The sequence below is a fragment of the Pseudalkalibacillus sp. SCS-8 genome (assembly GCF_040126055.1).
GTDB lineage: Bacteria > Bacillota > Bacilli > Bacillales > Fictibacillaceae > Pseudalkalibacillus > Pseudalkalibacillus nanhaiensis.
Map to the genome: position 1 here is coordinate 3,576,080 of NZ_CP143541.1, position 25,518 is coordinate 3,601,597.

Consider the following 25,518-nt stretch of genomic DNA (forward strand, 5'->3'; position numbering starts at 1 on the left):
ACCTCCTGTTTGATTTTTTATTTATTATATCGGTAAAAAAGAGCTGCCTCTTAAGGCAACTCTTTTATAGAATGCTGGTTAATGATACGGTCTCATGTCGAAGTCTTGATTCTCAAAGTATTCCAACCGGTTCGGCATGATCTCATTGATCGTATCCAGAAGCTGCTGGCTGATCCGGTCTGCACGGTATTTGGCAGCTACATATAGGAGAAACGATTCTGCTAAGTCTTCTCGATCTGGGAAATCCTGCGCATACGTTGAGATGAACCTTCCGTCTAACGTTTGTGCATCCAGCCAATCGTTCTGGTCGAAATGGAAAGGATCAATCGAGGTATGGGTCCCTTCATGAATCAGCGTTTCCTCAAGAATCCCCTCCTGAATGTATGCATCCGCTTGTTCGGTATGGATGAGGATATTGTTGTTCCCTCCCCCGAACGGATTATACCCCTTATGGATCGTCACAGAATGAATTTCACTCTTTAGAACGGCCGATAGCTGCCCGATCGAATGCGTAAATCGCATTGCCTGGTACCAACTCTCATCTTCCGTCTCAAATTCTTGATTGACCTGGAATTCAATCGTAAAACCATCACTAAAAGAAGCTTGAAACAGGAACGCCTCTTCTTCAATCCAGTTATCTACCCTGCGATCAAACATGATTCTCTTTTCTTTTCCGATAAAATTCAACTCAAGGAACGTTGATGGATCATTCTCGGTCACAATATGAGGGTCTAAGAAAATCGTTCCATCATAAGGCGGGGTGAGATCAAGTGGTTCTTCAGAAATCTCTTCTTCGTTTACTTCTTCTTCCTCATTCGATTCTTCATCTACCTCCTTATCACCTTCATTTGTCCCATCTCCGGTTTCCTCTTCGGATTGCTGATCTACCGGATCTTTGGCATTTTCCTTGCTTTCGTGACTCCCACAGCCATATAAGCCAATCATGACGAAAAAAAGGATCACTGCAAAAATCTTCCTCAATAGACGAGCCCTCCCCTTGATTAAGAGCTTAGTATGTAAAGATTCTATGTGGCGTGTAGAAAGTCCTATGTTCGTTATAATGACGGCATGATTTTCTCTTTCTTAGGAAAACATAGTGGGCAGGAGGGATCCATATGAACGAACAATTTTTGACGGTTGAACAATTCGATGAACTTATCAAACAATGGAGTGGAAAAACCATTAAAATAACGAAACAGGAACTGGGTGACCAAGATACGATCATGATGAAGCTTGATGGTATTTCTTATTCGAAGGATACGAGACGCATGGACGGTTATGAACCGATGTACGCTGTTCATTTCAATGGGGTTGGGACGACGGCAATCGATGCCCAAAACGCCGAGCCGCTACCATCCTCTTATTATGAAATCCCGCTGGAAGACGCCACGCAATATCAATATGACAACACACGATTTACACTCGTTACAGAACGTGGAACGTATACGATTGAATTGAGTGAAGCATAAGAAGAGGGCTGACTTTATAAGTCAGCCCTCTTTTTTAATCATTTGTACAAAATAAAAGAGAACTCGGGCGGTCAATCCCCAGATGACCTTTCCATCGTATTTGTAAAAATACTCATCGAATTCTCTTGTCGACCAATTGTAATCCTCACCGCCAGGGATGAGATCAAATGGAAAGTCCTCATTCGGTTTCACCTGGAATTGAATTTTATGAACCTCAGGTGGATGGTCTGTAAAGAAAGAAAGCGGGACCGTAAAAATTTCGTCCACTTCTGCTGGATTCGGATCAAGCTTCGTTTCATCACAGTCCAAAAACCCGACAAAGGTATTCAACAGCATTCCGAAAGGCGAGATCATATAATCAAATGGATACACATGCGTGATTGCAGGTCGATCAATCCTCAGCTCTTCAATTGCTTCTCTGACGGCTGTTTCCTGCACACTCTTATCCTGCTGGTCGACCCTGCCGCCTGGAAAACAAATCTCTCCCGGCTGTCTCCTCATTTTCTTAGCTCTCACTTCAAAAAGAACATGCAGCCCATCATTTTTTTTTATCATCGGAATCAGAATGGAAAACTGTAACCGCTTGTCGTTTCCTAGAATGGACGGTGTATGGCTTTGCATTTTTCGAATCAATTTTTCCGTATTCATACACATTCCCCTGTAGTATATTTCCTTTTAGTATAACAAAATTTACAAGCCCAACGAAAAAAAGAACCTCTAATCCTTAGTCGATTAAAGGTTCTTTCATCTTTAGTTATAGGCAAGCTCTTTTTCGCTGAGGCTTAAGCCAAGTGTCTGTGCGGTTGACGTGTGGATTTCCTCGAACAACTCAGGGTTGTCCGCTAATGATACGCCGTAAGACGGTATCATTTCCTTGATTTTCGACTCCCATTCATTCATCTGTTCTGGGAAACACCTCTGTAATACTTCAAGCATGACCTGAACAGCTGTAGAAGCTCCAGGTGATGCCCCAAGTAACGCAGCAATCGAGCCGTCCTCGGAACTGACGACTTCAGTACCGAATTGAAGGGTACCTTTACCGCCTGCTTCTGTATCTTTAATGATTTGGACTCGTTGACCCGCTACGACAATATCCCAATCCTCACTTTTTGCGTTAGGAATGAATTCACGCAATTCTTCCATGCGCTTTTCATGGGATAACAAGACTTGTTCAATGAGATACTTCGTCAATCCGATCTCTTTGACCCCTGCTGATAACATAGTGAGCAGGTTACTCGGCTTTACCGATCCGAACAAATCAAAGTTCGATCCTGTCTTTAGGAATTTAGGTGAGAAGCCGGCAAATGGTCCAAACAATAAGGACTTTTTGTTATCGATAAAACGTGTATCAAGATGCGGTACCGACATTGGAGGCGCTCCAACCTTCGCTTTCCCGTACACTTTTGCTTGATGCTGTTTAATAACCTCTGGATTGTTACAAACCATGAACAATCCACTTACCGGGAACCCTCCAACATTTTTAGACTCTGGTATCCCCGTTTTTTGTAGTAATGGAAGACTTCCGCCCCCACCACCGATGAACACGAATTTAGCCGTGTGGTATTCAATTTTACCACCGTCAAGATCACGGACTTTCACTTCCCAAGCACCATCGCTTGTCCGCTTCATATTTTCAACACTATGCTTATAGTTGACCTGGACATTTTCCTGCTCCAAATGGTCAAACAGCTTACGTGTTAACGCACCGAAGTTCACATCTGTCCCTGAGTCGATTTTCGTTGCGGCAATCGGCTCGTCCATCTTTCGACCTTCCATGATCAACGGCAACCATTCCATCAACTTTTCAGGGTCATCGGAAAATTCCATCCCTTTAAACAAAGGAATATCTGAAAGCGCTTTAAATCGTCGTTTTAAAAAATCTACATTCTTCTCGCCATGAACAAGACTCATATGCGGAAGAGGCATGATAAATTCTTGTGGTTTTTCAATCAACTTTTTATTTACAAGATACGACCAAAATTGTCTTGAAACCTGAAACTGTTCATTGACCTTTACTGCTTTCGCCGTATCAATGGATCCGTCCGGTTTTTCATTCGTATAGTTGAGCTCACACAGGGCAGCATGGCCTGTCCCAGCATTATTCCATTCATTGGAGCTTTCTTCACCAGCACTGGATAGCTTTTCGAACACTGTAATCTCCCAGTCAGGTGATAACTCTTTCAGTAGTGATCCCAAAGTCGCACTCATGACTCCGGCACCAATCAAGATCACGTCTGTTTTCTTCTGAACGTTGCTCATGATCATCATCCTTATCTTATTTTATTGCATAAAAAAGCAGGCGCTCCTGCTAGATGTCGTTACAAGCAAGGCTGAACTTAGGAACACACCTTTTATATCTATCATCAGTATATATTTTTCTACAAAATGTTTATTAAAATTAAAAATTATGCTATTATCTGATAATTATACACTATTTTACGCTGGTAAAAAAGTGAAGTCTGTCGACATTGCCCTAGAAACACACAAAAACCAAGGTTTAAAAAGGATTAGGACCTTGGTTTGAGTATTAAAATAAGGCAACCCTATAACCACTCAGTTAGGGATTGCCTTGTTTATATGGCTAAAAGATATCGTTATTGCTATTATCTTCTCAGGCGTTTCTTTATTTTATGATAAGATTTTGACCGTCTCATATGCTTCCGCAGCTCATCGAGTGGGATGTCATCATGAAAAATTCCGTCTTCCCTAAACATTCTTTCGAAGTTCAACTCTTGATTTAAAGGCTTTTTTGAAACACTCTGACTCTCTTCAATGAACTTCGGCATTACCCCACCTCCAAAATTTTTGAAAAGATTCCCACCGAACAAGCTACTTATCCTCAAGATTCCATCGAATGTAAGCTACATTTATTCATTTTTATGATTGATTTTCAGGTTTTATGAAATATTAGTCACTCTTTAGTACTCTAAATAATTCTAAAATCCATAAATGGTTAATTTTTCTACTTTCTTTATGATAATATTATTTTAAAAAGAGATACTGGGGCCATAAAAAATGAATGAACTAGTATTTGAGATGAGAGACTTTTCTCCTAAACCTGAATTTACTGAGAAGACTGTACAGCTAAATAATTATCCAATTGTGTATATTCTTTATAACAAGAAAAAGAGGCCATCTGCATATATTGGTCAAACTGTTCAAGCTACCCGAAGATTAAAGAATCATTTAGACAATAATAAGCGGAAGAATCTAAATCGCTCTATTCTAATAGGACATGAGAAGTTTAATCAGTCGGCAACTTATAATATCGAAACAAATTTGATTAACTATTTTATCGCTGATAATCACTACCAACTTCAAAACGTGAGTCAGACTAGCTCAAGGGTAATGCACAATTATTATGAGAAATCCTTCTATAATGAGGAGCTTTTTCATGTGATTTGGGAGAAGCTTCGCGAAGAAAGTATTGTGGGCGATACACTTGAAAATCTTAGAAACAAAGATATTTATAAATTATCTCCTTATAAGGAATTATCATATTTGCAACTTGATATAAAGAATGAAATCCTTGAATTCTGTAAGGAAAATAGGCAAAAGGACGGTAACCATGTCATAACAATTGAAGGAGATGCTGGAACAGGTAAAAGCGTCCTGCTAAGCTCTCTGTTTAATACTCTTCAGGATTTGTCTAAGGATGCAAGCTCTCAATTATCAGAAACTAATAATTACTTACTAGTGAATAATGGTGAGATGCTAAAGACCTATAAAAGTCTTGCAAATAGCTTGCCGAACATTAAGAAGAAAAGTCTAATGAAACCAACACCGTTTATTAATAAGATGAGTAAATCTGGGGAAACCGCAGATATTGTATTGATAGACGAAGCTCATCTGTTGTTGACGAAAGAAGATACGTATAATAATTTCAAATATAATAATCATCTGGACGAAATCATTAAACGTAGCAAAATTACGATCGTAATTTTTGATCCAAAACAAGTGTTAAAAATAAAAAGTTATTGGAACGACAGATTGCTTGAGGAAATTACAAAACAGTATTCAAGTAAAACTTTAAAGTTGACAGACCAAATGAGAATGAAAGCTTCTCCTAAAACACTTAGATGGATTGACCACTTTGTTACCAAAAAACTCCTTCCCTTGCCAAAAAAAGAAACAGACTCTTGTTTTGAACTCAAAATATTTAAGGATGCTGAATCATTTAAAACGGCTATTAAAAATAAAAATGACAAATTTGGTCTTTCCCGCATTGTCTCAACCTTTGATTATTTACATAAAAAGGACGGGGAAACCTACATTGTCGATAAAGAAGGAGTTAATATGCCCTGGAACAACACAGAGAGTAATGTTGCTTGGGCTGAAAATCCGAAATCTATTAAAGAAGTTGGTTCAATATATACCGTTCAAGGATTTGACCTAAACTATGTAGGTGTGGTTCTTGGACCTTCAGTCGGCTATGATCAAAAAATAGACCAACTGGACATAGATCCTTCCAAATACAAAGACACAGGTGGCTTTACTTCAAGGTCAGACTTGTCACCTGAGAAGAATGAAGAAATTAAGGAAGAGATCATCCTGAATTCTATCAACGTCTTGATGAAACGTGGTATACGTGGTCTATATATTTACGCAACAGACCCTACATTAAGAAAACGACTGCTCGAGTTAGAAAGGGGCAAAAAGGCATGAGCGAAATCAAACACTTGATCAATGCAATCAATGAATTCAGAGATGAGCGTAACTGGAGACAATACCATAATCCAAAGGACCTTGCTATCTCCATCTCCATTGAAGCAGCAGAACTACTAGAAGACTTTCAATGGGTAAGCAGTGAAGAAGCACTCAAAGCAAACAAAGAAAACATCCGTGAAGAAATCGCGGATGTCTTAATCTATTCCTTAATGCTTTGTGCTGATCTTAACTTAGATGTGAAAGAGATCGTGGAAGAAAAGATTGTGAAGAATGGGAAGAAGTATCCGGTTAGTTAAGGACTGGGATTTCTTCTCTAGTATTTATTACTTAGGATACGTTCAGGGTATTATAGAAAAAAAAATAAAGGCATGGGAATACATTAATCCAATGCCTCAATAGTATCTTTACAGATATCTCCACAATCATAATTTACACCTGTGCATTAGTTAATTTAATTTGAAGTATTATTGGAAATAATCTTTGATTTAGAACGCTTCATAAAAAATAGTATTGTGAAATATATAACTCCTATTAATATAAAGCTCACACCATAAAGTGCAATACCAAAAACTTGACTAAAACCATCAGCCGCACTAAAAAACCACCAAATACTAGCTGAAAATAACAGGAAGAAATTCAACAAAGTTGTTCTTAGAATTGCTGATCTAAAGTTATTAGATTTTCTAAATAATTTAATGGCATAAACGTTAGTTATCATACCCGATATCAGAATAGGGATAATATAATTCATCATCTTAGTATACCCTCTCTAGTCTTATCTCTATTTAATAACTCTTAGTATTTTACTAATTGAGTATATTTAGTTCCTTTGGCTCCGCGTTGAACAATAGGACTCAATTCAAACCATCCTTCATCACCTAGATTAGCATGTTCACTTACATATGGAACATAAGAAATATCAAAATTTGTAGGCGTTCCAGTTTTAGTACCATCATTAGTTTTACCCCATACCCAAACATAATTCCACTCATATGCATATTCTACTACGCCATCACATCGGATATCTGAAATTTCATCAACTGCAACATAACTTCCTGGATTACTTTCATAAGCTAAAGCATCGTACATAGTATAGGTTATTTCTGGATCGGCATCCATGGCCTTTGCAGTATATAAAATATAATCTTTATCAGTAGAAGTTGTATCTGGGTTATAATAGGCTCCTAAATAAGTCTGACCATTAAGAAAAGAATCCCATGTACTTAATTCAATTTCATGATTATACCCTTTTATTTCATAAATTCCTATTCCAGCACGCCGTAAACCAGCATGGTTATACGCATTCGCTAATCCTCCATCTCGATATCTAGCATCAGCCTCAAGTGCAGCAGATGCTGAGATATTAGTAAAAACAAGGGATGAACTTAAAATACCTAAAATAGTTAAATACTTAATTGTTTTACTTATAAATTTTTTCATTTACTTATCCTCCCACTTCGGTGAATTAGAAGGAAACTTCGATTTTGGAGTTGCCATAATTTCAGCTAAAGCACTTTCTGCATTTTTTTGAAGAGTTATATCTGTAGCATTTTCTACAATAAGTTCTAGTTTATTAACAGCTGAATGTAGTTTAATTATTTGAGCCGCTTTAATTCCGTTACTAATTATTTCGTTAGTCTGATTTAAATTTAACATAGAAAGAATTGTTTTTTTGTTTGAAATTAAAGAGTACTTCACAATGTGGTCGTCGCCTTGTCCATAAAGAGAAAGAAGTGATTTTACTCCTTTTACGCCTCCCTGAATACCTAAAGCATAAACAGTAGAATCATAAACTTCTGAATTTGTAGTATTGCTAGCAATAGCTTTTATTTTTTCTTTATCAATTAAAATCTTACTTTTCGCTCCAGTTACTACGGCATGTCTTACAATAATATCGGAATATTTGCTTGGATTTGAAATTACAGCATTAACTACGCCTTCTAATTGAGGATGTCCAACTCTTCTCATAGCAGTAATTGCTGCACCTCTTACTTCTGCTGTTTCATTCTCATTATTGAAGATAGAAAGTAGTTTCTCCTCTTGTTCAGCTTTTCTTATTGGATTCGTACTTGGCTGACGAATTTTTAATAAGGCATATTTTCTTATCGATTTACTTTCAGTTTTATCTATTCCCAAACTATATAGAGTTTTTAATACTTCTTCGACTGGCATCTTGTTGTTAGGGTGTGTAGAGCTGTCAATTAAAAACATTCTAAATTTATTATTATGAGTGTTGTCTTTGATGTGATTGTTAATTTCTTGAAAGGGAACCCCTACTTTAAACTTTTTCTGTAGGTGGGAAACTAATACAAGGCCTTCCTGATCTAATGTATATTCACCCTGATTGGCAAACTCTGCTGCTGTTTCAAGAAGTTCATTAGTATTTAATTTTGAAAGATATTCATTCATAGCGGAAGGATCATGTTGTAAAGATTTAATTTTTTTAAAGTGATTTGCATCTTTAATACTATTTTTGTCAAGAGTTATTATTGGTGTTGAAGCCTCTGAAGAATTCAGGTATACCAATGAACCTGTAGTAATGGTCAAAGCTAAAGTTATAGTGGTTACTTTGAAACTTTTCTTTAGTATATTCATTTTTCCCCTCCAATTAATTTAATCTAATACCGAAACCCTAAGTAAACTTATTCTCCTTTTATGAATATTTGGTATTATGAAAAATCTACCACTCAGATTACATTAGAAAAAAATGGAATACAAGGGGTTTAACTTAATTAGGAGAATGTATTGAATTTATTTTGATTATTTAGGGGATAAAATCGGATAAATAGGTACTTAGCACGGGGAAGATAATACCATTTCACATGGATCGATAATATGTGGCGATGTGGGTTACAAAAAGAAAAAGATTGCTATCAGAGCCGATTATAAAATTAATTTATCTTGGGTACAAATGTTCTGTTAGATCGTATACGCAAATTAGTTAAAGAACCAACATAGAGTACTGCAAGTCGATAGTTAAGCTACATAAACACTTCTCTTATCCTTCTTTCTTATTTTTGCTGAACCATTTTGATATTTCAGATTTATCGGTTGATAAAAAATACAATCTTTAAACCAAGATTAGACGTTCAAATCCTTACAAGAAAATGGCAAAAGCAACAAAGGAACATAATACGTGCCCGAACCTATTGAATAGCCAATTTGTCCAAACAGATTCAGGGAAGGTATTACTGAAGGATATTACCTATCTCTGTCTCGAAAATGGAACACCTGTCTATTTGTCCCAAAGATGGAACTACACGTGAAATCTTAGTCAACTACTTAACAACATCATTAGAGATGGACATCGCTTATCGCACGCTTAAAAAGCTAATAGAATCTTTGGAGGGTAACGTCCACCCTGAAGCAATTCTTCACTCTGATCAGGGTGTTCACAATACACATCCTGAATTTCAAAAGAGAGTTAAAAAGCTTGGGTTTAATCAATCTATGTCACGAAAGGGAAACGATTACATGGAGTACTACAATTCCTCGAGGTATCAATGGGGATTAAGAAGAATGACCCCAGAACAATTCCGGGGTCACCTCTTAGCTGCTTAGGTCTTTAAACTGTCTATTTGTTAGGGTGCAGTTCACTGTGCTTGCCTGTTATTCTTTTTAGTTATAATTTAAGTGGGAAAATCTGTTATTTACTGCCTGTGTATCGCCTTAATACCGTCCCCACCTAAAAAAGCATGTCCGGTTTGTAAGGTAAGTACCGTATCAAATCCGTAGCGACTATACACTTTTTCCACTCGTTCATTAATGGGGTGGACCCATACTTTTTCGAGCTGTCGGTTTTGAGCTTCTTTTTGTACATGCTGGAGCACCAAACCAATTAATCCTTTTCCTCTGTATTCCTCGATTGTGGCAACACTTTCTACTCTCCCTTGACTGCCATGAACAAATAAACATGCTGTGGAACATGGTATGCCGTTATATTTTAATAGGTAATGCGTATAACGAGGATCATTAAATTCAGATTCAAAAGCCTTTTCACGAACGGCTTTTCCTCCAAATTCGGTAATCTGACACTCGACCATTAAGGCATCCTGATAATTCTTAGTGGTTACTTTCTCGATTGTGACTTCTTGATTTGAAGGTAACTGTGTTATTTCTTTATTCCATAGCTGAATAGGTTGCGAAAACGCTTCATATTGAAAGCCCTTCTCTTCTTTTAATTGATCAATAAAGCCTGTCAAGGACTCAACGTTATATAGATAAAATCTTGGAATAATATTTAGATCCTCATAGAATGAAATGACCTCATCGATCACTTTATCAGGGTGTTCAGGCTGTTCACTCACATGGGCATGGTTTGCATCATATAAGGCTGGTTGGTGTTGGTTCCAAAATAAAACACCCCACGGTTGATCTTGTTTATTTGAAAAGGATTGTAAAAGTGCAAAATTCAGCTCTTCAATCTGTTTAATTAAATCCATTGTTTCCCGCCTATCCATTTATTTTTATCCATTCTATCATTTTAATGCTGCTCATATCTCCTATGCATGCCGCATCTTGGAATAATAAGGATTCTTTTCAATGAATTGGGTCATAACAACACGGCTCTTCCCCTTGCACTTTTCGTGTAATACTATTAAAGTATATAATGGTTGAAATCCAGCCTAACTGGTAATAGATAAGACTGAAATATTGTCGCTTTTTAATTTTTGGAACAACATGTTTCCATAAAGGAAAGGGTTCAGATAGATATGAAAGATAATTTTTGGCATGAGTTACCGCGACCGTTTTTTGTTCTGGCACCGATGGAAGCTGTGACGGATGTCGTTTTTCGTCATGTCGTGAGTGAAGCAGCGAGACCTGACGTATTTTTTACAGAGTTTACGAATACGGAAAGCTACTGTCACCCGAAAGGAAAAGACAGCGTTAAAGGGCGTCTTACGTTCACGGAAGATGAACAACCGATTGTCGCCCATATTTGGGGAGACAAACCTGAATACTTCCGCCAAATGAGTATTGGTATGGCCGAAATGGGCTTTCGCGGAATAGATATTAATATGGGGTGTCCTGTGCAGAATGTTGCAGGGAATGGAAAAGGATGCGGGCTGATTCGCCGTCCTGAGGTTGCAGCGGAGCTTATCCAGGCAGCAAAAGCAGGGGGACTCCCTGTAAGTGTGAAGACTCGACTCGGATATACGAGAGTGGATGAATGGCGCCACTGGCTGAAGCATCTCCTTGAACAGGATATTGTCAATCTTTCCATCCATCTCCGAACGAAAAAGGAGATGAGTAATGTTGATGCTCATTGGGAGCTCATTCCGGAGATCAAGCAGCTTCGTGACGAAGTGGCCCCTGAAACGCTTCTGACCATCAACGGGGATATACCTGACCGTCAAAAGGGACTAGAACTTGCAGAAAAATATGGCGTAGACGGCATTATGATCGGACGAGGCGTATTCCATAACCCGTTCTGCTTCGAGAAAGAGAAGAAAGAGCATACGAGCGAAGAACTGCTCGATCTTCTACGACTGCAGCTCGATCTGCATGATAAATATTCCGAAGAACTAGAGCCACGACTCTTTAAACCGCTCCGCCGCTTCTTTAAGATATACGTCAAAGGATTCCGAGGAGCAAGTCAATTACGGAATCAGCTGATGGAAACAGAATCCACAGATGAAGTGCGCGCTCTACTGGATGAGTTCACAGAGAAAGATGGAGGCGTTCAGGAAGAGGAAGGATTTACTGTTTCTTAGGTAAAACCCTGATTTAAATAATTTCTTATATTTTCCCAAGAGAGGAGAGCCGTTCAGGCTTTTCTCTCTTTTTTTATTAGCATAATGAAAGTGTAGCCATACGATTAGGTGTGCGGGGTGAGCTATCGGTAATCCGCACAAATACCTTTATTTCTTAATTCATTGTGATATTCTATTATCTCTTTCAAAAATTGTTGGATCGTCTTCATATAATTTATTAAGCATTGCTTGAATTACCATGTAATTACTAATACTTAAACTTCCGCATACTTTTGGTTTCTCTTCTAGTTCGTTACCTTCAATATCATAAGACTTGTTCCAAAAGTCGTGATAAAAACCATAACTTTCTGGAATATCCTTATTGGTAACCTCACTATTTCCTACATTCATAAAAAAGCCTCTGGTCCAACCATTATTTATAATAATTTGAGGTGGTAACAATAAATTTTCACTTGATAAATATGGGATCTCCTTATAATTGCTATAAACACCTTTGTAAATATGAACGATAGTGCCACCATTCATTCCAATATCATTTTCCATATTTAAGTTAGCCCTGATTACCTTCCCAAACATATACAGACCTTTTTTAGGTTGTAGTACGAAGATATTTCCATCTTTTAATTTCTTCCTTGATGGTTTCATTTTAACTAATACGATTTCTTCATCAGAAGTCTTTAAATATTTTGCTTTTAGTTCATCAAACTCATTATTTTTCCAATCACTGCCGAAACCACAAAATGCTTTTTTTAGAGAAGGATTCTGTAGTAAAGGAATATAATCAGCTGGCTTCATATTACTTGCAGAAGCATGACTAAACTCTTCTAAAGAAGGTGCATTTGCTAATGCACGAATATCTTTTAGACCCTTCATATCCTCTAATTCCACTTTTTTTAGCTTTTTTAAGTTTTCAAGGGATGGCAACTTTTCTACATTTTTAAGGGACTGGAGAAATAGATGCTCTAAACCTACTAAAGTAGAGATAAATGATAAATCTTTTAGGCCCCTTACTTGCCATAACTCAAGGTATTTAATGTTTTGAAAGCCTTCTATTGCCTTATAATTTGTAATACTTCCTAATTTAATATCAAGAGATGTTAATCTTTTTAAATTTGAAATATAGTCAATACCATTTGTTGTAATAGACCTTAGTGTTAGATCATTTAAGGATGGCAAATCATTAAGAACTTCAATATTCTTTTGTTGTCCTTCTATAAACAAATTCTCCATATTCTTAAAGTGTTGAAGTGGTGCAAGATCAGGCTTTTTTGACCTTGTTGCACCTAGTGATAGATACTCTAAATCCTTAGGTACATCATTTAATATATTAAAATCTTTACTATTAAAAATGCCTATGCCAAGTGACTTCAGGTTATCTAAATATGCTATGTATTCTATACCTTCAACTTCCATTAAGCTATCGACTGTAAAGTGAACTACATTATTCATGTGTTTTAAAAAACTTAGATTGCATTCCTCACCATAAAAACCATACACTCTAAAAAAGACATCGTTTCTCTGGCTAAAAAATATATTGTTCAACTTAATTAAAACAGACGGATCAATTTGATTTGAAATTTGTATCACTTTAAGTTCTTTATTATGTACTAGCTTTTCTATCTCCTCGATAGTCAAATCATCTTCAATTTCAAACCTATTACTAAATAATCTGTTCATCCTGACCTCCGAATAACAGTCGCATTCAAGATATATCGTATCATTTCATTTGGCATGTGTATTATTTTCTATTTATGGTACGGTTCCCCTCGGTTAATTTTAAATGCTCGATAGATCTGCTCAACGAGAACCAGCCTCATCAGCTGATGCGGAAATGTCATCTTGGAAAAGGAGAGCTGTTCATTGGAACGGCTCAATACTTCATCACTCAAACCTAAAGAACCTCCAATTACAAACGCTACCTTCGACTTTCCGTAAGTGGCGAGTTGGTCAAGGTTTTTTGCGAGCTGTTCGGATGTTTGCTGTTTACCTTGGATTGCAAGGGCGATGACATGGACGTCTTGACCGATTTTGGATAGGATTCGGTTGCCTTCGGCTGTCTTTACTTGCTCCATTTCGGTTTCGCTCAGTTGTTCGGGTGCTTTTTCATCCGGAACCTCTATGATCTCGACCTTTGCATACGGTCCTAACCTTTTTACATATTCCGCAATTCCTTGCTTCAAGTATTTCTCTTTTAATTTTCCAACACTAATAATTTGTATATTCACAGGTTGTCCACCTCTATAAACACGTTATCCACAAAACTTATCCACATATACACATTTTATATCCACATTCGGTATAGGAACATTAGTTTGACACCATATATATGGCATGTTTTTCGCAATATTCACAGGTTGTGGATAATTGCTCTTCTTCTGTTAAAACCCTCATTTCTGGGGCGACTTCATGCTCATCAACGATAATATCCAACGCTAGTTCGACGTGCTCCTTACAGCATGCAATCACGGATGCTCTCACTCCTTTAGCTGTTTGTCCACATGTTAATAGTGTAGCACAAACCCGATTTTCCATGAATTTTGCAAAGAAAAAAGGAGAGTGTGGATTACTCTCCTTTTCCTCCTGTTTCTACAAGGGTCATTGTTGTTGTTTTCTTTTCGCCTTCTCGGTAGTAGGTGACTTCCATTTCATCACCGATCTTTTTCTTCGTATATAGATGCTTTCTGAGTGCTGCTGGTGATTCGATTGCTTCACCATCAAGTGTGACGATCACATCGAATTCCTTAAGACCCGCTTTACCAGCTGGTGTGTTTGGTTCGACTTGTGTGACAACGACACCCTGATTCACATCACTTGGGATCTTCAATGTTTGCTGGCGATGGTAATTCGATACCTCTGTTAATGGTACGATCGCGACTCCCATGAATGGGCGCTTCACTTTACCATGCTTTTCAAGATCTGCGATAATCGGACGTGCGATATCAGCTGGGATTGCAAACCCGATCCCTTCGACGGCTTGCTGGGCAATCTTCATTGAGTTGATTCCGATTACCTGTCCTTTAATATTGATAAGCGCTCCACCACTATTACCAGGGTTGATCGCTGCATCGGTCTGGATGACTTCAGCCTGCCAATCCGGCTGTCCGTCTCCATTCGGATCGACTGGAATCGTACGATCCGCTGCACTGATGATTCCTTTTGTCACTGTTCCCGGGAAGTTTCCAAGTGGATTCCCGATTGCGATGGCAGGCTCACCTGGTTTCAATGTGCTTGAGCTTCCGAATTCCGCAACATGTTCGATTTTGCTGCCATCAACTTCTAGGACGGCAAGATCCATGATTTCATCTGATCCGAGTAGTTTTGCATCGAGCTTCGTCCCATCTACAAGGGCGATTTCGACTTGTTTAGCATTGGCAACAACGTGAGCGTTCGTAACGACGTAGGCTTTTCCGCCTTCTTTTTTATAGATGACGCCTGATCCGACGCCTGCCCTGTCTCCTTGATCAAATAAACTGGAGCTCTGGATGTTCTCAACCTCGACGACCGCTCCTTGGGCTTTTTCAACGGCCTCGGTGACGGCGGTGTTCACATCAACATTGATCGTTTCGCCAGGTACTGTTTCAGTTGTGTCTCCGGTCGCTTCTTTATTCGGACTCAGGTCACTCGAGAATAAACCGAAATCTGTTGCGAAAATGACTAAGAGTGCACCAAGCAAAACGCCGGTCAACCCCATTAGAAATCCTCTCGATTTATTCCCCTTTTGATTTGAATGATTGCGATATTCATCATCATAGTAACCCATGTTCTCATCATCCCTTTCACTATCTTTGGTATACCCATTATAAGAAAAAAAAACCGTCAGCTCCCGGAATTTGAGTGATTTTTGACATTTGTCTACCACTTACTATATTTCCGTAACTGACAGCCTTTAAACTGCTGTTATACCGTTATGAGTTTCGTAGGAACCTCTGCGTCCGTATCGTATAATTCTAGCTCTTCACCGATCTGGAAGCCTCGGTTCTCGAGCGTTTGTTGCACGGACATCCGGGCGAGGTCCTTCATATTGTTATCCTTACTCAAATGGGCCAGGTAGACACGTCGGGTCCTGTCACCGATGATTTCAGCAAGGGCTTCCCCTGCATCCTCATTGGAAACGTGGCCTTGGTCGCCAAGGATCCTGCGCTTGATATTCCATGGGTATTTCCCCATCATCAGCATATCGATATCGTGATTCGACTCGAAGACGAGAATATCCGAATCTCTCACGGTGCCTTTGATCCGATCACTGACGTAGCCCATATCAGTAGCAAGCGTGAGCTTTCTTCCTTCATGATGGAACACATAAAATTGGGGACTAGCTGCATCATGAGAGACACCGAAGGATTCGACATCGAGGTCTCCGAACGATTTCACCTTTTCGCATTCAAAATGGAATTTCAAATCAAGCGGAATCTTCCCAATCTGATTTTCCATCGCGAGCCACGTTTTTTCATTTGCATAGATCGGTAGTTTATACCGACGTGCGAGTATGCCTAGGCCTTTAATATGGTCGCTATGCTCGTGAGTGACCAGGATGCCATCCAAATGTCTTGGATCACGCTCGATTTTCTTGAACAGCGCCTCAACCTTCTTACCGCTCAAACCAACGTCTACAAGCAAGCGTTGCGAGTCCGTCTCGACATAAAACGCATTTCCTGTACTGCCACTTGCGAGAACACTAAATTTCAAGTTATTTTCCTCCACTTTCTGCTTTCGGATCTACTTTATTTCCGGATGAGTCCGTTACATTGACCATCCATTCATCATCTTCCGTGACAATGTGCCAATGCGGGACGAAAACCTTCCAGCCTTCATTATTAATGAAGGTGAAATAGACGAGTTCGATTTTCTCAACAGTTGTACCAGCCGGAATATCTGGGACACGTAATGCATCTTCAGCCTTGATGGCTTTCGATACTTTTTCTCCCTTTTCCAAATCCATTTTGGAGAACCGGTAGCCTGTAATGACTTCTTGATTATTTTCATCGACCTCGGTAATGATTTCAATCAGCCCGGACAAATTGTTTTCTGAGGTATACTCATCAAAATACAATGGGATTCCATCTTGCTGTTGAATAAAAAGGAAAAGGTTACGTTCTCCGACCTGCTTCCAATATTTATATTGATTCGAATCCGGAACATAGTCATTGATGAAGTAGTTCAAATCCTTGATGAGCTGTGCTTTGTTTTCGGTCGATACCTTGAACGGATCCTTCAGCGTCACATCCAGGACCTTTTTATCGGATTCCATGTCCACCGTTTGATTGGAATTCTTCTTGATGAAGGCTTCGGCATCCTTTTCGGTAAAGGTTTTTGATGTTCCACTGATGAGCGTCAGGTCTTTTTTAATTTCCGGAAGCTTGTTCCCGGCGTATTTGATATCCGATTTCTTCAGCTTTTCTGCCTTTAATGTTTCCACATCAGGATTCACTTTATTGTAAAATTCCGTACCGAGATAAAGGTTCAGGATCAGGAAGGTGAAAATGAAAATGGTTTTGATGTTTTTCCAGTCCATGTGCTACGCTCCTTTATCAATCGGTGGTTCATTGGCTTCAAAATCAATTTCCATCCAAGAGGACACACCTCGATAATACCAGGTTGGTAGAAGCTCAAAGTTCGAATCGATTTGAACCGCTTTATACCCTAGGGTAATGTCCGTGATAGTACTGACTTTCATACGTTCTAACGCTTTGATTACGGCGTTTCCGCTTGCAACCTTTTCTGTGAAATCACCATAAGGATCCTTCAGATACCGGAGAGACCGCTCATACTTGTTCGGCTGCGATTTCGTCCATTCAATTTCGATCTCACTGATCGATGCGTTGTTAGCCGGATCATCCATTACAGGGAAACCGTCTACAATCATCCTGTAACGGATTTCCTTTTGTTTATTGTTCGTATCTAGATCCAACCTCGAATCGTAATAATGATAGAGGTTGAAATTGTCCGTCCATCCTTCATGTCGATTGATGAAGTCCAGACTTTGAATGATGGCATTCTGTTGCAATCCGCCATCCTGGGTCTTCAAATTCCGGTACGAGAATGTTTCGTTGTCTTCTTCGTACGTAATAAGGCTTGTCGGGTCTCCGTAAAGAATCTTGTCATCTCTTTTTCGAACAGCTACATCCTCCTGTAGGAGCGCTCGAACGAATAAATCGATTTCTACTGTATCCGACGTAAAGATGGACGACTGGACTGTCATTTCATTAACGGGCAAATAATAGGCTTTCTTTTGAATTTCATATAACGCTACTTCCTGGGTGTTTTCTGAGCCGATCATTTTGTCGATTAGATTCGGAATATTGGAAGACTGTCTAGGCAGTTGAAATTGGACGACTTTAGCCGATTTCATCTGCTTTTCATTTTCCCGGTCTTTCCCGATGAATTGGACCTTCCAAATGCCTTCCTCTTTAAAAACCTTTATCTTTTCAATGTTTCGTGTGCTGTTTCGAAACGGATTATCATTTCCATTCCCGAACGAGAAAGTCTCTCTCAACACTTCTCCAGGGATCTCGGTCGGATAAAAAATCTCTATCCCTTCATCAGGTGTACTAGGCTTGTACTCCACCTCTTCTCCTTGGATGAGAAGAGTCTCCTGCAGCTGTTTATATACCTCTTCCTGGTCCTTGAAGTATGACCAGTAATGTTTATCACCTTTATGAAGGATGATCTGCTTCGGTTGAATCATTTCACCAAGATTTTTCTTATCACCGTTCTCAATCGCTGTTTTAAACGGTTCTTGGTTCTCGAGGACATTGATGTTCGGCGTATACGTCCATAAGCTCCATGTAAGGAACATACTGAGGATAATCAACAGGGACAAGAGGACAGATTTGATAAGTTCAATACGATCCCATATAGAGGAATAGAACTTTTTCAGTTGGCGGAGTATATGCTTCCCTACCATTATGCGCTTACCTCCCTGGTCTGGTGAGTCGGAAGCTTCACGTGGATGGTGGTGCCTTTTCCGTACTCACTTTCTGCCCAGATTTCCCCGTTATGGGCCTTCACGACTTCGCTTGCAATCGCTAAGCCAAGGCCTGTCCCGCCGATTTCTCTCGATCTTGCTTTATCTACACGATAGAATCGGTCGAATATTTTCGATAAGTTCTGCTTTGGAATACCGACCCCTTCATCCTTTATGCTGATATGGACATTCTTGCCGTCCTTTTCAAGTACAAAGGTGATCTTTCCACCGTCTGGCGAATATTTTATCGCATTGGAGATGATGTTATCCAGCACTTGTATAATCTTGTCACGATCCACCCGGACGGGTAGTGGTTTATCGTATAGATGTTTTTCAAAGGAAATTTTATCGTTTTTCGACATTTCGAACCGATCGATGACCTGCAGCATCAATTCTCGTAAATTCACCTTTTGGAAATCAAGACGATAATCCTTGTTATCCATTTTCGATAATTGTAATAGATCGGTTACGAGACGGATCATTCGCTCGGTTTCCTGTTGCGTGACCTGGAGGAACTTAGGTGCAAGGTTCTCATCCTTCATTGCACCATCCTCCAATGCTTCCAAATAGCTTCTCATCGTTGTTAACGGCGTTCGAAGCTCGTGGGACACATTGGAGACGAATTCTCTTCGATCACGTTCAATTTGTTCTTGTTCCGTCACGTCATGAAGGACGGTGATAATCCCGTTAACAGGACCATCATCCTTTTGGATGACAGAGAAGCTCGCTCGCAAAATGAAAGGTACTTCATGTGAACTATAATCGAGGATCAATGAGTCAGCGGATTCTTCCAGCTTATCAATCCGGAATTCTTCTTCAATTCCGAGAACCTCCGGCAGGAAACGTCCCATTGCTTCGTGCCTTGATAAAGAGAGCATTTCCTCAGATCGGTCATTCATCAGGATGATGTACCCTTGTCGGTCGGTCGCGATCACCCCATCTGTCATATAGGAAAGGACCGATCTTAGCTTCGTCCGCTCACTTTCGGTAATTTCATTGGCTTCCTGGAGTTTCTTCGTCAAATCATTGAAGGAAGCCGCCAGTTGGCCGATTTCATCCTTATCATACACTTTTACCTTACGGGTGAAGTCCCCTCTTGCCATTACTTGTGCCTGCTTCTGCATATCTGCAAGAGGTCTCGTAATCGTACTCGCAAGAATGATCCCTAAAAATGCGGTAATTGCCAGGGCAATAATTGTCGCATTTGCTAGAATTTCGTTGAGCGTACGCGATAACTCATAAATATCCTCGATGGATGCCTCAAGATAGAGAGCACCCAGGATCTGCCCGCTTTGGCCAATCCGGATTGGCTTGGACACAACGTACGTACGGACATTTTCTCCTTCTTTCTTGAAGATATCGTTCGTCGTCAATCCCAGCAACGCCTGAGAGATGATCGCTTCTGTCGTCTTCTGCCCGACAAGATTGCTGTCATCCGCAGCGATAATTTGCTGGTCCGTGTTGATGACCATCATTTTATCAATATCTGAAAAAGAAAAATCCTGGAGCATCTCAGACAACCTTTGCTCGGAAGTATCCTTTTCAGACTGAGTAAGAAGGATTTCAAGCTCTTCCTCAAGGTTGACTTCAATGAGATCCGCGTTTTCATCTATATTTTTCGTGAAGTTGTCCTTCAGCTTCTCTTCCTGCCGCTCCATAAAAAGAACGCCAATGACTTGCATGGCGATAATGATAAGCAAAATATAGACCACAACAAATTTAAAATGTATCGATTTAAAGAAGCCAACCTTTTTCATAAAAAACTACTCCTGGTCTGGATTTCGCAAGTAATAACCAACACCGCGACGTGTAATGATCCACATCGGATGACTTGGATTATCCTCCACTTTTTCTCTTAGACGTCGAACGGTCACGTCGACTGTACGTACATCTCCAAAATAATCATAGCCCCATACGGTCTGCAACAGATGTTCACGGGTCATGACTTGTCCTGTATGCTTTGCCATATAGTGTAGCAATTCAAATTCACGGTGCGTCAGTTCAATCGTATCACCGCGTTTTGTAACCAAATAAGCCTCAGGATGGATCGTGAGGGCTCCAATCTTGATTTCGCTCGTTGAATCAATTCCTTCTTTCTCGCCCTCATTATGGTGGCGACGCATATTCGCTTTGACACGCGCAATCAATTCACGCGTACTGAATGGTTTCGTCACATAGTCATCTGCGCCGAGCTCTAATCCAAGTACTTTATCAATTTCAGAGTCTTTTGCCGTCAGCATGATAATCGGCATATCATACTTTTTACGGATTTCCCGGCAAACCTCCATGCCATCCTTTTGCGGAAGCATGATGTCGAGGAGCACCATATCCGGCATTTCCTCTTCGACTTTTTCTAGTGCCATTGCGCCGTCATAAGCACAAACGACATTAAAGCCTTCTTTTTCAAGGTTAAATTGTAGAATATCTGCAATCGGCTTTTCATCATCTACTACAAGTATTTTTTTATCCATGTGATGGTCTCCTTTGCAATCAAGTTAAAACCAATTCGAGTGTATTTATATTTAGTTAGCTGCACTACTTTCCAGAAATCCACTCCCTTTCCGCGGGCGATCCGCAAGCCTCCTCGCTCGCTTTGCTCACTGTGGGGTCTCGCTTGGCTCGCTTTCCCGCAGGAGTGTCGTGAATTTCTTAAGACACCAATATATGTTTCAACATGTAAAATTTCTTTAAGCGTATTTTTCATAGTTTTCACTTATTTTACCACACTACTCCCATATGGGAAAATTAATGGCGTCCATACAAAAACCTCTGGTGGGATGAACCACACCAGAGGATCTTTTCTATCGGCTGATATATTTCAATGGATTGAGCAGGGCACCGTTCTTATAGAGTTCAAAGTGTAGATGAACTCCTGTAGAGTGTCCTGTTGATCCCATGACCCCGATCTTTTGGCCTTTTTTGACTGTTTGTCCAACACTCACGTTCATGGATGCTAAGTGTGCGTACACAGACTTGAATCCGTTATTGTGGTTGATGATGATTCGGTTACCATATCCTCCACTATTGAATCCGGCAGATACGACTGTACCGTTATCGACAGCAAGGATGGCTCGGTTACTTGGGCGAGCGATGTCAATTCCTTTGTGTTGTCTTCCCCAACGTTGACCTTTATGACTGGAGATATAGCCTCCGACCGTTGGCCAGTGGAAGGATCCAGTTCCACGGGAAGGGATGACTTTCGTTCCTTTGATCTTGATCTCCGTTACAGGCTCAGATAGAACCTCTTCAGCTACTACATTCTTATCAGTAACTTCACCGTTTACGGAAGTGATTTCGTATTGAACGCTCTTCTTACCATCTTTTCCTTTTTGTGAAATTTTACTTTCACCCTTCGGCATCGTGTCGTCTTCTTTCACTTCAGAGTCATACGCAATCTTGTGCTCTTTCGTTACTCTTTCCTTAACAACGACTTTGGCAAAAGGCTTGTATTCTTTCACGATGAGCTTTTCCCCTTCTTTAAGCTTTGTCAATTCGCTCAAGTCAGGGTTTAATTCAAATAGCTCCTCACGCGTTATATCGTATTTTTCTACAATTGATTCAATTGTATCGTCTTCTTTGACCTTATGGGATGTCTTTTTCAACGTCCCTTTTTTAAAGCGTTCCATCGCTTTTTCTTGATCGATCAAATCATCGATAGACACTTTTTCGGAAGTGATCTGAACTTCATTATCAAATGAGACACTGAATGTCTCGTCTTCAACCGACTTCTTTTCTTCTTTTTGTTCCCCAGATTTATCGGAGTCAGCTTTTTCTTCCGCTTGTTTCTGGAGCTTGTCCAGTGTCTTTTCATCTGTATATTTAAGCTTCAATTCACGGACTACTTCTTCCGCTTCTTCAGCTGTTTTGAAATAACCGAGTGTCTTCCCGCCAAAAGAGAGTTTGGCTCCAAGAATGCCAATTGAAAGCTGATCTTGCAGCTTTTTCTTGACCGCTTCATGGTCGACATCTGGATTGAAGATTCTTTCAGGGACGTACTGTATATCTTCGTTGACAGTTAATTGTATATCCTTGAAACGATCTTCAGCCTTCTGAATCATTTGTGCTTTTGTATCTTCTACGACATTTTTCTCATTGACAAGTCCGATATTTTCACCATCAACATAGACGTGATAGACGGTCTTGATCAGTTCAAAACGGTCATCTGATGCATATGTTGCAGAGTTGAAACCGAACAAACCTACTGTGAATGCTAGAATCGTCAGCAATGCAATTCTTTGCATTTTCCCAACCTTTTTCCTTTGCGTGTTACCGATCCCCATACCCAAAGCTTACGTTCTCCTCCTACTATGTAAACTTTATAGTCACTTTATAACATGACTTTTTATCTATTTTATAAGATTCAACGCTTAACACATTATCATATGACCTATTTCTTCGACAATATATTACAGTATTTTGTAATGTAACTGTATTATTGCTGTAAAATCATTTCCATAAATAAGGGTATAAAGGGTTTATTTGGTAAAAATAATTATTTTTAGGCATTAAAAAAAGCATGAACACGATCATGCTGTTGGATTTAAAATGGTGGCTCGAGACGGAATCGAACCGCCGACACGAGGATTTTCAGTCCTCTGCTCTACCGACTGAGCTATCGAGCCATTATGAAGTTAATTTCAGTCCGTCGGTTTTCCCTGTCCCTTTCTCTACCAGTTAATGCTTCGTTGCTGGTTGCGTCGGGACAACTCGTGGTCTTTTCGACGCTGTAACCGCTCGTGACTGAGCTATCGAGCCATATGAAGTTTAATACTGAGTAATATAAATGGCGGACCCGACCGGATTCGAACCGGCGATCTCCTGCGTGACAGGCAGGCATGTTAACCCCTACACCACGGGTCCATGTTATTTAAATAAAAAATGGTGAGCCATGAAGGACTCGAACCTTCGACCCTCTGATTAAAAGTCAGATGCTCTACCAACTGAGCTAATGGCTCTTGTTAAATTGAAGATTATTCACCTTTATGTCCCTTCCTCTACAAGCAACACTTCGTAGAAGGCTGTGTCGGGACAATTCATAGCTAATTCACATCGTAACGTTCATTGCTAATAGCTGTCTTTTTGACGACAAAATAAATAGTATCATGGAATCTATTAAAAAACAATGCTAAATTGATTGAATTCGTCAGTTATCCTTCTTTTTTCATCAAGAAGTGAAGAAGAACGAGGGCTAGAGGAATGAAAACCCTCTCGCCTCGTTCCTCGACTTCATTTTTATAGTGATGAGAATACGCCTCTAACCTTGTTTGTCTGCTTACGATCCGGTCCAACTGAAAAGATGGACAACGGGATTCCTGTTAGCTGAGAAATACGTTCTACATAATGACGGGCATTTTCAGGAAGCTCGTCCAGAGAGCGAACACCTGTGATATCTTCTTCCCATCCTGGCATTTCTTCGTAAACAGGCTCACATTGTGCGAGCACCTTCAGACTGGCAGGGAACTCCTCAATGATTTCACCTTTGTATTTATAAGCCGTACAAATCTTCAACGTTTTAATTCCAGTCAAAACATCAATAGAGTTCAACGATAAATCTGTAATGCCACTAACACGTTGCGCATGGCGAACGACGACGCTGTCAAACCAACCAACCCGACGTGGACGTCCTGTCGTAGTTCCGTACTCATTCCCTACTTCACGGATTTGATCGCCGACCTCGTCGTGGAGTTCTGTAGGAAACGGACCATCACCGACACGAGTTGTGTAAGCTTTTGATACACCTACTACATGTTGGATCTTGGAAGGACCAACACCGGAACCAATCGTTACACCGCCTGCGATCGGATTTGAGGAAGTGACAAACGGATACGTTCCCTGGTCAATATCGAGCATGACACCTTGCGCTCCCTCAAACAACACACGTCGTCCATTGTCGAGGGCATCATTCAATGTAACAGAAGTATCCGTCACATACTTTGCAATCTGCTGACCGTACTCGTAGTACTCTTCTAAAATGTCTTCCAGCTTCATGCCTTCTACTTCATACACTTTTTCAAACAAGCGGTTTTTCTCACGAAGATTACGCTCCAGCTTTTCAGCAAATTCTTCTTTATCAAGAAGGTCCGCAATACGGATTCCGATACGAGCTGCTTTATCCATGTAAGCAGGGCCGATGCCTTTCTTCGTCGTTCCAATCTTGTTCTCGCCTTTGCTTTCCTCTTCCAAAATATCAAGCTTTAAATGATAAGGAAGGATGACATGTGCACGGTTTGAAATTCGAAGATTCTCCGTGCTGACACCTTTATCGTGTAAATATTGAAGCTCTTCCACCAAAGCCTTCGGATCGATGACCATGCCATTTCCGATGACACAAATCTTATCATCAAAGAAAATGCCTGATGGAATCAGATGTAATTTATATTTCTTGTCATTGAATACAATCGTATGGCCAGCGTTGTTTCCACCTTGATAACGAGCAATCACTTCCGCCTCTTGTGACAAATAGTCCGTGATTTTACCTTTTCCTTCGTCTCCCCACTGGGTACCTACAACGACTACAGAACTCATAAAAAGTGCACCTCCAAGGTATATAGAACATCGTACAGTTCGTTTATTGCTTTAAAAACCATGCTAAGTGTACCAACTCACACTGTATATGTCAATAAAATCCGAACGTTATTATAAGTAATTTTCATTATGTTCGGTGTTTTGGTGGTTGGTATGGTGAAGCTGAGCTGATCGATTC

General features: G+C 39.9%; 23 protein-coding genes and 3 tRNA genes. 5 read left to right on the forward strand and 21 right to left on the reverse strand.

Annotated elements, in window-relative coordinates:
* Positions 1–78 precede the first annotated feature (78 nt).
* Positions 79–981: a hypothetical protein gene (locus V1497_RS18440; protein ID WP_349408969.1), complete on the reverse strand. Its 903-nt coding sequence runs from the start codon at positions 979–981 to the stop codon at positions 79–81.
* A 134-nt stretch (positions 982–1,115) separates the two neighbouring features.
* On the opposite strand from V1497_RS18440, the gene V1497_RS18445 reads away from it, so the two are divergent.
* Positions 1,116–1,469, forward strand: a complete 354-nt coding sequence (locus tag V1497_RS18445; RefSeq protein WP_349408970.1) for a hypothetical protein — start codon at positions 1,116–1,118, stop codon at positions 1,467–1,469.
* A gap of 21 nt (positions 1,470–1,490) precedes the next feature.
* On the opposite strand, the gene V1497_RS18450 is transcribed toward V1497_RS18445, so the two are convergent.
* From V1497_RS18450 to V1497_RS18460, 3 genes are all read right to left on the reverse strand, one after another.
* Complete coding sequence (locus V1497_RS18450; RefSeq protein ID WP_349408971.1) at positions 1,491–2,117, reverse strand: CoA pyrophosphatase; 627 nt, start codon at positions 2,115–2,117, stop codon at positions 1,491–1,493.
* A 102-nt stretch (positions 2,118–2,219) separates the two neighbouring features.
* On the reverse strand, positions 2,220–3,728 hold the full coding sequence (locus V1497_RS18455) for a malate:quinone oxidoreductase (RefSeq protein WP_349408972.1): 1,509 nt from the start codon (positions 3,726–3,728) through the stop codon (positions 2,220–2,222).
* Between the two features lie 344 nt (positions 3,729–4,072).
* On the reverse strand, positions 4,073–4,255 hold the full coding sequence (locus V1497_RS18460) for a hypothetical protein (RefSeq protein ID WP_349408973.1): 183 nt from the start codon (positions 4,253–4,255) through the stop codon (positions 4,073–4,075).
* Positions 4,256–4,484: 229 nt separating this feature from the next.
* Between V1497_RS18460 and V1497_RS18465 the strand changes: the two genes are divergently transcribed.
* Entirely contained in the window at positions 4,485–6,134 is a 1,650-nt protein-coding gene (locus tag V1497_RS18465; protein WP_349408974.1) for a DUF2075 domain-containing protein, read from the forward strand.
* Complete coding sequence (locus tag V1497_RS18470) at positions 6,131–6,433, forward strand: nucleotide pyrophosphohydrolase (RefSeq protein ID WP_349408975.1); 303 nt, start codon at positions 6,131–6,133, stop codon at positions 6,431–6,433. The genes V1497_RS18465 and V1497_RS18470 overlap by 4 nt, the downstream gene beginning before the upstream one ends.
* A 499-nt stretch (positions 6,434–6,932) precedes the next feature.
* On the opposite strand, the gene V1497_RS18475 is transcribed toward V1497_RS18470, so the two are convergent.
* On the reverse strand, positions 6,933–7,577 hold the full coding sequence (locus V1497_RS18475) for a hypothetical protein (protein WP_349408976.1): 645 nt from the start codon (positions 7,575–7,577) through the stop codon (positions 6,933–6,935).
* Entirely contained in the window at positions 7,578–8,732 is a 1,155-nt protein-coding gene (locus V1497_RS18480; RefSeq protein ID WP_349408977.1) for a hypothetical protein, read from the reverse strand. It lies immediately after the preceding gene.
* 627 nt (positions 8,733–9,359) lie between these two features.
* Between V1497_RS18480 and V1497_RS18725 the strand changes: the two genes are divergently transcribed.
* On the forward strand, positions 9,360–9,698 hold the full coding sequence (locus V1497_RS18725) for a DDE-type integrase/transposase/recombinase (protein WP_414703588.1): 339 nt from the start codon (positions 9,360–9,362) through the stop codon (positions 9,696–9,698).
* 89 nt (positions 9,699–9,787) lie between these two features.
* Here the strand turns inward: V1497_RS18725 and V1497_RS18485 are convergent, their stop codons facing one another.
* Positions 9,788–10,579 carry a GNAT family N-acetyltransferase gene (locus V1497_RS18485; RefSeq protein ID WP_349408978.1) on the reverse strand — a complete coding sequence of 264 codons (792 nt, stop codon included), beginning with the start codon at positions 10,577–10,579 and terminating at the stop codon, positions 9,788–9,790.
* 270 nt (positions 10,580–10,849) lie between these two features.
* On the opposite strand from V1497_RS18485, the gene V1497_RS18490 reads away from it, so the two are divergent.
* Complete coding sequence (locus V1497_RS18490) at positions 10,850–11,851, forward strand: tRNA-dihydrouridine synthase (protein ID WP_349408979.1); 1,002 nt, start codon at positions 10,850–10,852, stop codon at positions 11,849–11,851.
* A 159-nt stretch (positions 11,852–12,010) separates the two neighbouring features.
* On the opposite strand, the gene V1497_RS18495 is transcribed toward V1497_RS18490, so the two are convergent.
* The 14 genes from V1497_RS18495 to V1497_RS18560 form a co-directional block, all read right to left on the reverse strand.
* Entirely contained in the window at positions 12,011–13,528 is a 1,518-nt protein-coding gene (locus V1497_RS18495; RefSeq protein ID WP_349408980.1) for an immunity 26/phosphotriesterase HocA family protein, read from the reverse strand.
* Positions 13,529–13,596: 68 nt separating this feature from the next.
* Complete coding sequence (gene rlmH, locus V1497_RS18500) at positions 13,597–14,076, reverse strand: 23S rRNA (pseudouridine(1915)-N(3))-methyltransferase RlmH (RefSeq protein WP_349408981.1); 480 nt, start codon at positions 14,074–14,076, stop codon at positions 13,597–13,599.
* An 82-nt stretch (positions 14,077–14,158) separates the two neighbouring features.
* Positions 14,159–14,383: a CxxH/CxxC protein gene (locus V1497_RS18505; protein WP_414703589.1), complete on the reverse strand. Its 225-nt coding sequence runs from the start codon at positions 14,381–14,383 to the stop codon at positions 14,159–14,161.
* 31 nt (positions 14,384–14,414) lie between these two features.
* Positions 14,415–15,611: a S1C family serine protease gene (locus V1497_RS18510; RefSeq protein ID WP_349408983.1), complete on the reverse strand. Its 1,197-nt coding sequence runs from the start codon at positions 15,609–15,611 to the stop codon at positions 14,415–14,417.
* Between the two features lie 137 nt (positions 15,612–15,748).
* Positions 15,749–16,537 (reverse strand): MBL fold metallo-hydrolase, encoded by a 789-nt coding sequence (locus tag V1497_RS18515; RefSeq protein ID WP_349408984.1) that lies wholly within the window; start codon positions 16,535–16,537, stop codon positions 15,749–15,751.
* Position 16,538: 1 nt separating this feature from the next.
* Positions 16,539–17,363 carry a two-component system regulatory protein YycI gene (gene yycI / locus V1497_RS18520; protein WP_349408985.1) on the reverse strand — a complete coding sequence of 275 codons (825 nt, stop codon included), beginning with the start codon at positions 17,361–17,363 and terminating at the stop codon, positions 16,539–16,541.
* 3 nt (positions 17,364–17,366) lie between these two features.
* Positions 17,367–18,755 carry a YycH family regulatory protein gene (locus V1497_RS18525; protein WP_349408986.1) on the reverse strand — a complete coding sequence of 463 codons (1,389 nt, stop codon included), beginning with the start codon at positions 18,753–18,755 and terminating at the stop codon, positions 17,367–17,369.
* Complete coding sequence (gene walK / locus V1497_RS18530; protein ID WP_349408987.1) at positions 18,755–20,572, reverse strand: cell wall metabolism sensor histidine kinase WalK; 1,818 nt, start codon at positions 20,570–20,572, stop codon at positions 18,755–18,757. Before walK ends, V1497_RS18525 begins: the two co-directional genes overlap by 1 nt.
* A gap of 6 nt (positions 20,573–20,578) precedes the next feature.
* On the reverse strand, positions 20,579–21,286 hold the full coding sequence (gene yycF / locus V1497_RS18535) for a response regulator YycF (protein ID WP_349408988.1): 708 nt from the start codon (positions 21,284–21,286) through the stop codon (positions 20,579–20,581).
* A gap of 330 nt (positions 21,287–21,616) precedes the next feature.
* On the reverse strand, positions 21,617–23,095 hold the full coding sequence (locus tag V1497_RS18540; RefSeq protein WP_349410884.1) for a M23 family metallopeptidase: 1,479 nt from the start codon (positions 23,093–23,095) through the stop codon (positions 21,617–21,619).
* Positions 23,096–23,361: 266 nt separating this feature from the next.
* Positions 23,362–23,437 (reverse strand) — tRNA-Phe (locus tag V1497_RS18545).
* 162 nt (positions 23,438–23,599) lie between these two features.
* A tRNA-Asp gene (locus tag V1497_RS18550) sits at positions 23,600–23,675 on the reverse strand.
* A gap of 19 nt (positions 23,676–23,694) precedes the next feature.
* Positions 23,695–23,770 (reverse strand) — tRNA-Lys (locus V1497_RS18555).
* Positions 23,771–24,047: 277 nt separating this feature from the next.
* Positions 24,048–25,340, reverse strand: a complete 1,293-nt coding sequence (locus V1497_RS18560) for an adenylosuccinate synthase (RefSeq protein WP_349408989.1) — start codon at positions 25,338–25,340, stop codon at positions 24,048–24,050.
* Between the last annotated feature and the right edge of the window lie 178 nt (positions 25,341–25,518).

Coding starts and splice junctions, on each gene's coding strand:
- V1497_RS18510 (WP_349408983.1), bottom strand. CDS start 15,611: ATGGGTTACTATGATGATGAATATCGCAATCATTCAAATCAAAAGGGG.
- V1497_RS18465 (WP_349408974.1), top strand. CDS start 4,485: ATGAATGAACTAGTATTTGAGATGAGAGACTTTTCTCCTAAACCTGAA.
- V1497_RS18525 (WP_349408986.1), bottom strand. CDS start 18,755: ATGGTAGGGAAGCATATACTCCGCCAACTGAAAAAGTTCTATTCCTCT.
- V1497_RS18450 (WP_349408971.1), bottom strand. CDS start 2,117: ATGAATACGGAAAAATTGATTCGAAAAATGCAAAGCCATACACCGTCC.
- walK (WP_349408987.1), bottom strand. CDS start 20,572: ATGAAAAAGGTTGGCTTCTTTAAATCGATACATTTTAAATTTGTTGTG.
- V1497_RS18560 (WP_349408989.1), bottom strand. CDS start 25,340: ATGAGTTCTGTAGTCGTTGTAGGTACCCAGTGGGGAGACGAAGGAAAA.
- V1497_RS18495 (WP_349408980.1), bottom strand. CDS start 13,528: ATGAACAGATTATTTAGTAATAGGTTTGAAATTGAAGATGATTTGACT.
- V1497_RS18490 (WP_349408979.1), top strand. CDS start 10,850: ATGAAAGATAATTTTTGGCATGAGTTACCGCGACCGTTTTTTGTTCTG.
- V1497_RS18540 (WP_349410884.1), bottom strand. CDS start 23,095: ATGGGGATCGGTAACACGCAAAGGAAAAAGGTTGGGAAAATGCAAAGA.
- V1497_RS18470 (WP_349408975.1), top strand. CDS start 6,131: ATGAGCGAAATCAAACACTTGATCAATGCAATCAATGAATTCAGAGAT.
- V1497_RS18460 (WP_349408973.1), bottom strand. CDS start 4,255: ATGCCGAAGTTCATTGAAGAGAGTCAGAGTGTTTCAAAAAAGCCTTTA.
- V1497_RS18725 (WP_414703588.1), top strand. CDS start 9,360: ATGGAACACCTGTCTATTTGTCCCAAAGATGGAACTACACGTGAAATC.
- V1497_RS18475 (WP_349408976.1), bottom strand. CDS start 7,577: ATGAAAAAATTTATAAGTAAAACAATTAAGTATTTAACTATTTTAGGT.
- yycI (WP_349408985.1), bottom strand. CDS start 17,363: ATGGACTGGAAAAACATCAAAACCATTTTCATTTTCACCTTCCTGATC.
- V1497_RS18445 (WP_349408970.1), top strand. CDS start 1,116: ATGAACGAACAATTTTTGACGGTTGAACAATTCGATGAACTTATCAAA.
- V1497_RS18485 (WP_349408978.1), bottom strand. CDS start 10,579: ATGGATTTAATTAAACAGATTGAAGAGCTGAATTTTGCACTTTTACAA.
- V1497_RS18455 (WP_349408972.1), bottom strand. CDS start 3,728: ATGAGCAACGTTCAGAAGAAAACAGACGTGATCTTGATTGGTGCCGGA.
- V1497_RS18480 (WP_349408977.1), bottom strand. CDS start 8,732: ATGAATATACTAAAGAAAAGTTTCAAAGTAACCACTATAACTTTAGCT.
- V1497_RS18505 (WP_414703589.1), bottom strand. CDS start 14,383: ATGGAAAATCGGGTTTGTGCTACACTATTAACATGTGGACAAACAGCT.
- yycF (WP_349408988.1), bottom strand. CDS start 21,286: ATGGATAAAAAAATACTTGTAGTAGATGATGAAAAGCCGATTGCAGAT.